Source organism: Sphingorhabdus sp. (assembly GCF_044239665.1).
Classification (GTDB): Bacteria; Pseudomonadota; Alphaproteobacteria; order Sphingomonadales; family Sphingomonadaceae; genus Sphingorhabdus_B.
Map to the genome: position 1 here is coordinate 39439 of NZ_JBIIBA010000017.1, position 6000 is coordinate 45438.

Consider the following 6000-nt stretch of genomic DNA (forward strand, 5'->3'; position numbering starts at 1 on the left):
ATAAAATTAGACGCTAGTCAGTTTTGAATGACTGATCAGACCACATTGCGCGCGACCGGCGGAGGCATCCCGAAATCGCTTTTCATGTTTTCAATCATTTATGGCGGCATGGTGTGCATTGCCGGTGTGCTTGGAAATAAACAGGTTTCTTTAGGACCGCTGGCTGTGGAGGCGGGCATTTTTCCGTTTCTTTTGCTGGTCATCCTTTCCAGCGCGGTAGCAGCCTTGCATGGTAAGGTTATTGCGGATCGATTGGTTAAATATGGCTTCATTCCGCTTATTGCCTCGATATTGCTCGCGTTGCTGGTGCTTTCATTGCCCCCGTCCCCGAAAATGGACGAAAAATATCTGGATGCGTTCAACACCATGATGGGCCAGACGCCGCGCATATGGCTTGCAGGCATCATCGCTTATGGCGTGTCCCAAATGCTGAACGTCTATTTGTTTGATCGCCTGAAAAAAACAGTGGGTAAATATCTCGCATTGCGGGGTGCCATCGCTGCGGTGCTGTCACAGATTATTGACACTTTATTGTTCGTCAGCATTGCCTTTTACGGCGTGTTTCCGATCACCGAATTGCTGTTCGGCCAAATGCTAGCCAAGGTGGTGTTGAGCATGATCATGGTGCCGTTACTCATCACTTTCTTTGTGCGCTACGGCCATAAGTTGGATGGCACAGACCCCAAGGCAGTGGGTGCACATGATGATTGATCCGGCCAATCTGGCGAAGGCCGAAACGCTAACCGAAGCGCTGCCTTATCTGCAGCGTTATGCGGGCAAAACCTTTGTCGTCAAATATGGCGGGCATGCAATGGGCGATGCTAGCCTAGCGCGCGACTTTGCAGACGATGTGGTGTTGCTAAAGGCGGTCGGTATCAACCCTGTTGTCGTGCATGGCGGCGGCCCCCAGATTGGCGCAATGCTCAAGAAATTGGGCGTCGAGAGCGAATTTGTCGACGGCCTACGCGTCACCGATGCTGAAACCGCGAAGATTGCGGAAATGGTGTTATCGGGTTCGATTAACAAGGAACTGGTCGGCTGGATCAATGCCGCTGGTGGTAAGGCGCTTGGCATATCGGGCAAGGATGGCGGGTTCGTTACCGCCACCAAGGTTCAGCGCACGCAAAAAGACCCCGACAGCCATATTGAACGCAATATCGACCTTGGCTTTGTCGGTGAACCAACCAATGTTGACTGCAGCATCATTGACACGATTAGCGCGGCAGGCATGATTCCTGTGATCGCGCCGATTGGCGTTGGCGCAGATGGCCATACCTATAACATCAATGCTGATACCATGGCAGGCGCGGTCGCAAGTGCCTTGGGGGCCTCGCGCCTGTTCCTGTTGACGGATGTTGCCGGCGTCTTAAGCAAGTCGGGTGAATTGCTGACGGATCTCGATCCTGCCGCCATTGCCGAGCTGCAAAAGGACGGCACGATCAGCGGCGGTATGATCCCCAAAATCCAGACATGTGTCGATGCTGTGGAATCGGGCGTGGATGCGGCTGTCATATTGGACGGCCGCACCAGCCATGCCATGCTGATCGAAATGTTCACTGTAAAGGGCGCAGGAACCCTGATTCATAAGTAAACTGCGGCCTGCACTGTTATAGGCAGTTGATACAGCGCGCCGCCTCGGCTAATCGCCTCGACACACTTTTTCGGAGAATTTCATGCTTCTCGCGCTTATTTCCATAATCGGATATTTGATGACGATATTGTCGACCGTCGTCATCGTTCAATTCATCCTGAGCTTGTTGATTTCGTTTAACGTTGTCAGCCTGTCGAACAACATCGTCGCCTCCATCTGGCAGGCGCTTTCGGTCATTTTGGATCCGTTTCTAAAGCCGATTCGCAAGATCATGCCGGATACGGGCATGATCGATTTTTCGCCGATGGTGTTATTGATCGGTCTGCGCATATTGCAGATGCTGTTGATGGGTGTGGCCAATGATATTTCTGCGGCGGGCATGTGAGCAACGCCGTTATCATAGATGGCAAGGCATTTGCCGCCCAATTGCGTCTGCGCGTGGCCGCTGCCGTTGAGAGCTTTATAGCGTCAACCGCGCGCAAGCCGGGCCTTGCCGTTGTCCTGGTGGGTGAAGATCCCGCCAGCCAAGTATATGTGGGGTCCAAGAAAAAAGCGACGGTCGAGGCGGGCATGAACAGCTTCGAACATCGCTTGCCAGCGTCGGTTTCGCAAGACGAACTCATTGCGCTGGTCCAAACGCTGAACGCGGATGCCGCGGTCGATGGCATATTGGTGCAATTGCCCTTGCCACCGCATATGGACGATAAAGCCGTGATCGCCGCGATTGATCCGGGCAAGGATGTTGATGGCTTTCATGTCGTCAATGCGGGGCGTCTCGCGGTAGGTGAAGAGGCGTTTGTGCCATGTACGCCGCTTGGCTGCCTTATGCTGCTCAAGGACCATATGGGCGATCTTTCCGGCAAAAACGCCGTGGTTATCGGGCGGTCGAACATTGTCGGTAAGCCGATGGCGCAATTGCTATTGGCCGAAAATTGTACGGTGACCATCGCGCATAGCCGCACGCAGGATTTGCCAGACGTTGTGCGCCGCGCAGACATTGTCGTTGCCGCGGTGGGCCGCGCAGAGATGGTGACCGGCGATTATTTGAAACCCGGCGCCGTGGTGATTGATGTTGGCATTAACCGCTTGGAACCCGAGGCGGGCCAAAGCAAAGGCCGTTTGGTCGGCGACGTTGCCTTTGACGATGCGTTACGCCATGCTGGCGCTATAACCCCGGTGCCGGGCGGGGTCGGCCCGATGACCATTGCGTGTCTGTTGCGCAATACATTGGTTGCCGCGCACCGCCGTGCAGGAGTGGCCGCACCAGAAGGAATTTGACGCGATGAAAGCATTTCCTGTCCTTCTTGCCGCAGCAGCGCTTTCGGCTTGTGCGGCGTCGCCAAGCCGGGAATATTATGAATTTCAGCCCAAAATCGCGAACCCAAGCGCGATTATTGCGGCTGACATTGGTTTTAATCAGCTTGCCCAACAAAAGGGGCAATGGACCGCCTTTCGTGAAACCGCTGCTAAAGACGCGATAATGTTCGTGCCGCAACCCACGCTTGCGCTCGAATGGCTGAAGGGCAAGGCTGACCCAGCCGTGCCGCTAAAATGGCAACCGCATAAGGCGGTCATGTCCTGCGATGGCAAAACGGGCGTAACGACTGGCGCGTGGCAGAGGCCCGATGGCGCGGTCGGCTATTTCACCACCGTCTGGCAATTTGTTGAGAAAAATGCCCGTGGTGACGGGGAATGGAAATGGGTGCTGCACCATGCGGACACTTTGGCTGTGCCGCGTGCGCCAAAGGAGATGATCGAAACCAAGGTTGCCAGTTGCAAAGGCCAAGCGCCCGCGACGCCAGCGGCTCCATCGAACGACATGGTCGAAAAGACCAGCTACGCAGGTGATCAATCATTGCGCTATACTTATGTCGTTCAACCCAATGGCGCACGGACATTAGAGGTTAGATTCTGGAACGGCGCGGCAAACGAAATTGTCGTTCGTGATCAGGTTGCGCCGCAATGATGATTGAACTGTTTCTTTCCGCCTTCATCACCTTTTTCGTCGTAATTGATCCGCCAGGCTGTGCGCCGATTTACGCCAGCCTGACCAAGGGCGCCAATGCAACCCAGCGCCGCAATATGGCGCTCCGTGCCGTCATGGTCGCTTCAGGGATATTGCTCGTCTTTGCATTGTTCGGTGAACAATTGTTGGGCGCGCTGCATATTGAATTGAACAGCTTTCGCATTGCAGGCGGCATCATGCTGTTCTTAATCGCTATCGACATGGTTTTTGAAAAACGCACGTCACGCCGCGAGGAGCGCGCGCAGAAAATCATCGATACGCCCGAGATTGAAGACGTTTCTGTCTTCCCTATGGCCATGCCGATGATCGCTGGGCCAGGGTCGATTGCCTCGGTCATGCTGCTTATGTCGCAAAATAGCGGCATTGAACGTGCCGGCGTCATTTTGGCGGCACTGGGAACTGTACTTGTCCTGACGCTGCTGGCGCTTCTTGCGGCTGGTCCGATCATGCGCGTTCTGGGTGCCAATGCCGAAGCCGTAATCACGCGGCTTTTGGGTGTGCTGCTCGCCGCATTGGCCGCGCAATTCGTCATCGACGGTTTGCGGGCAAGCTTTCTAGCCTGATTATTGCAGCGTCACGCGGTCTTCAGAACCATCATGCCGTCCGAAAAATTGCATCAATTGCACGATAGTGTCGGCACGGTCGGATAGCCCGCGCGCTTCCAACAAGGCTTGCTTGGCAGCAAAATCAAACGGGGCAATTTGGGCAATGGCGTTGACCAGAGAATAATCGTCCAGTTGCGACACTGCTGCCCAATCGACGCTATAGCCTTGCGCTTCGGCAAAGCGGCGTGATTCGATTTCAATCGACGCGCGTTCGGCGAGCGAAAGGGCTTCGCCCATTTCATCCTCGTCCCATAATTCAGCCTCAACTTGACGAAAGCTGGTGGTCACATCCAGTTCGCTAATCACAGAAAAGCGTTGCACGCCTTCGAGGATGATATTGTACCTACCATCGTCCAGCGCCTCCACATCGTGGATCCGTGCCAAACAGCCAACATTGAACAAGGGGGGCTGATTGCCTTGCCCCATGGGTTGGATCATGCCGATCTTGCGGTCACGGGCCAACGAATCGCTCACCAGATCGCGATAGCGCGGCTCAAAAATATGCAGCGGCAGTTGCATGCTTGGGAAAATAATCGCGCCCGTAAGCGGGAAAATTGAAATACGCTGCGCGCTCATCCGAATAGGATCGCTGACAATTTTCGGCGTGTCGCTGCTACCCATGGGTCTTCCAATCCAATTAAAGCAAATATCTCAAGGAGTCGTGCTTTGGCGGCACCGCCATTCCATGCACGGTCCGCCGCGATGCTATGTAACAACGCTTCGGCTGACCCGTCACGGTCGCCCGCTGCCATCAGGGCATTGGCCAGTTCCAGGCGCAAAGCATGGTCATCAGGCGACGCTGCAACGACGGCCTTTAACCGCGCCAATTCCTCCGGCGGAACGGCCGCGGCCGCAATGCTCAATACCGACCCCGCCTTTTCCAGCGCTGGATCGGCGCGGAGTTCCTCGCTGAGGCTGTCAAAAATAGCCTGCGCCTCCTCCGGACGTCCCAATGCGGTCAAGGCACGGATCAGCCCCGACAAAGCGGCGGGATGTTCAGGTAGTGTCGAAAGCACTTCGGCAAACAGAGCATATGCTTGCTCCGCGCCATCTTGCGCCAAAAGCGCTTCCGCCTCGTCCACCAGCGGTGCGAGTTGCACGGCTGGGTCGGTAACGGCGCCTCCAGCCGTGATTGGCAGCTTCTCCAACAATTGGTCAAGCATTTGCCGCAATTGCGGTTCTGTGCGTGCCGGCGTCAGGTCCGCAACGGGCTGGCCCTGAAATATGGCGTAAACCGTTGGAATGGAGCGCACCTGAAATTGCGATGCGATAAACTTGTTCTCGTCAACATTGACCTTGGCCAGCACGACCCCGCGATCGGCATATTCGGCCGCAACCTTTTCCAGTACCGGCATCAGTTGTTTGCACGGGCCGCACCATTCGGCCCAGAAATCGAGAATCACCAACTGCTCCATCGACGGCGCAACAACGTCGGTCCGGAATTGCTCAACGACTTTTTGTTCGTCGGTGGTCAGGCCCATCGTCGCCAAGGTCATTCTCCAATCTTCAGAATTCGTTCACCCCCTATGTGGGTAAAAAGATGGCTTTCACAAGACAGGCTTTACCCTCTTTTTCGTAAAAAGGCGGTAATTGGGACTTGCGGGGGGGTATACCCCATGCTAACTGCGCGCCTCACCCGTCAGGAATTAGTTGCCTGACCGCCAGAGCGGGCGTAGCTCAGGGGTAGAGCACAACCTTGCCAAGGTTGGGGTCGAGGGTTCGAATCCCTTCGCCCGCTCCAATGATTTCAATGACTTAGGTGATATCGGCTTTGCTGC

General features: G+C 55.2%; 8 protein-coding genes and 1 tRNA gene. 7 read left to right on the forward strand and 2 right to left on the reverse strand.

Annotation, left to right across the window (positions count from 1 at the left end; all coding sequences use genetic code 11):
• Positions 1-27 precede the first annotated feature (27 nt).
• From ACILP3_RS06915 to ACILP3_RS06940, 6 genes are all read left to right on the forward strand, one after another.
• Entirely contained in the window at positions 28-711 is a 684-nt protein-coding gene (locus ACILP3_RS06915) for a queuosine precursor transporter (RefSeq protein WP_395615922.1), read from the forward strand.
• The gene (gene argB, locus ACILP3_RS06920; RefSeq protein ID WP_395615923.1) at positions 671-1591 is read left to right on the forward strand and encodes an acetylglutamate kinase; all 921 of its coding nucleotides are present in this window, start codon (positions 671-673) and stop codon (positions 1589-1591) included. The genes ACILP3_RS06915 and argB overlap by 41 nt, the downstream gene beginning before the upstream one ends.
• A gap of 82 nt (positions 1592-1673) precedes the next feature.
• Complete coding sequence (locus tag ACILP3_RS06925) at positions 1674-1976, forward strand: YggT family protein (RefSeq protein WP_395615924.1); 303 nt, start codon at positions 1674-1676, stop codon at positions 1974-1976.
• Positions 1973-2869, forward strand: coding sequence for a bifunctional methylenetetrahydrofolate dehydrogenase/methenyltetrahydrofolate cyclohydrolase FolD (gene folD, locus ACILP3_RS06930; RefSeq protein WP_395615925.1), 897 nt, complete (start codon positions 1973-1975; stop codon positions 2867-2869). Before ACILP3_RS06925 ends, folD begins: the two co-directional genes overlap by 4 nt.
• A gap of 4 nt (positions 2870-2873) precedes the next feature.
• Complete coding sequence (locus ACILP3_RS06935; protein WP_395615926.1) at positions 2874-3557, forward strand: hypothetical protein; 684 nt, start codon at positions 2874-2876, stop codon at positions 3555-3557.
• Positions 3557-4180 (forward strand): MarC family protein, encoded by a 624-nt coding sequence (locus ACILP3_RS06940; protein ID WP_395615928.1) that lies wholly within the window; start codon positions 3557-3559, stop codon positions 4178-4180. Before ACILP3_RS06935 ends, ACILP3_RS06940 begins: the two co-directional genes overlap by 1 nt.
• Here the strand turns inward: ACILP3_RS06940 and ACILP3_RS06945 are convergent, their stop codons facing one another.
• Both ACILP3_RS06945 and ACILP3_RS06950 read right to left on the reverse strand, forming a co-directional pair.
• Positions 4181-4798 carry an LON peptidase substrate-binding domain-containing protein gene (locus ACILP3_RS06945; protein ID WP_395615929.1) on the reverse strand — a complete coding sequence of 206 codons (618 nt, stop codon included), beginning with the start codon at positions 4796-4798 and terminating at the stop codon, positions 4181-4183.
• Positions 4795-5718 (reverse strand): tetratricopeptide repeat protein, encoded by a 924-nt coding sequence (locus ACILP3_RS06950; protein ID WP_395615927.1) that lies wholly within the window; start codon positions 5716-5718, stop codon positions 4795-4797. The genes ACILP3_RS06945 and ACILP3_RS06950 overlap by 4 nt, the downstream gene beginning before the upstream one ends.
• 170 nt (positions 5719-5888) lie before the next feature.
• On the opposite strand from ACILP3_RS06950, the gene ACILP3_RS06955 reads away from it, so the two are divergent.
• Positions 5889-5963 (forward strand) — tRNA-Gly (locus ACILP3_RS06955).
• Positions 5964-6000 lie beyond the last annotated feature (37 nt).

What these genes read in the sequence shown, in the direction of transcription:
- ACILP3_RS06915 (WP_395615922.1), top strand. Translation starts at nt 28, where the DNA reads ATGACTGATCAGACCACATTGCGCGCGACCGGCGGAGGCATCCCGAAA.
- argB (WP_395615923.1), top strand. Translation starts at nt 671, where the DNA reads ATGGCACAGACCCCAAGGCAGTGGGTGCACATGATGATTGATCCGGCC.
- ACILP3_RS06925 (WP_395615924.1), top strand. Translation starts at nt 1,674, where the DNA reads ATGCTTCTCGCGCTTATTTCCATAATCGGATATTTGATGACGATATTG.
- ACILP3_RS06935 (WP_395615926.1), top strand. Translation starts at nt 2,874, where the DNA reads ATGAAAGCATTTCCTGTCCTTCTTGCCGCAGCAGCGCTTTCGGCTTGT.
- ACILP3_RS06940 (WP_395615928.1), top strand. Translation starts at nt 3,557, where the DNA reads ATGATTGAACTGTTTCTTTCCGCCTTCATCACCTTTTTCGTCGTAATT.
- ACILP3_RS06945 (WP_395615929.1), bottom strand. Translation starts at nt 4,798, where the DNA reads ATGAGCGCGCAGCGTATTTCAATTTTCCCGCTTACGGGCGCGATTATT.
- ACILP3_RS06950 (WP_395615927.1), bottom strand. Translation starts at nt 5,718, where the DNA reads ATGACCTTGGCGACGATGGGCCTGACCACCGACGAACAAAAAGTCGTT.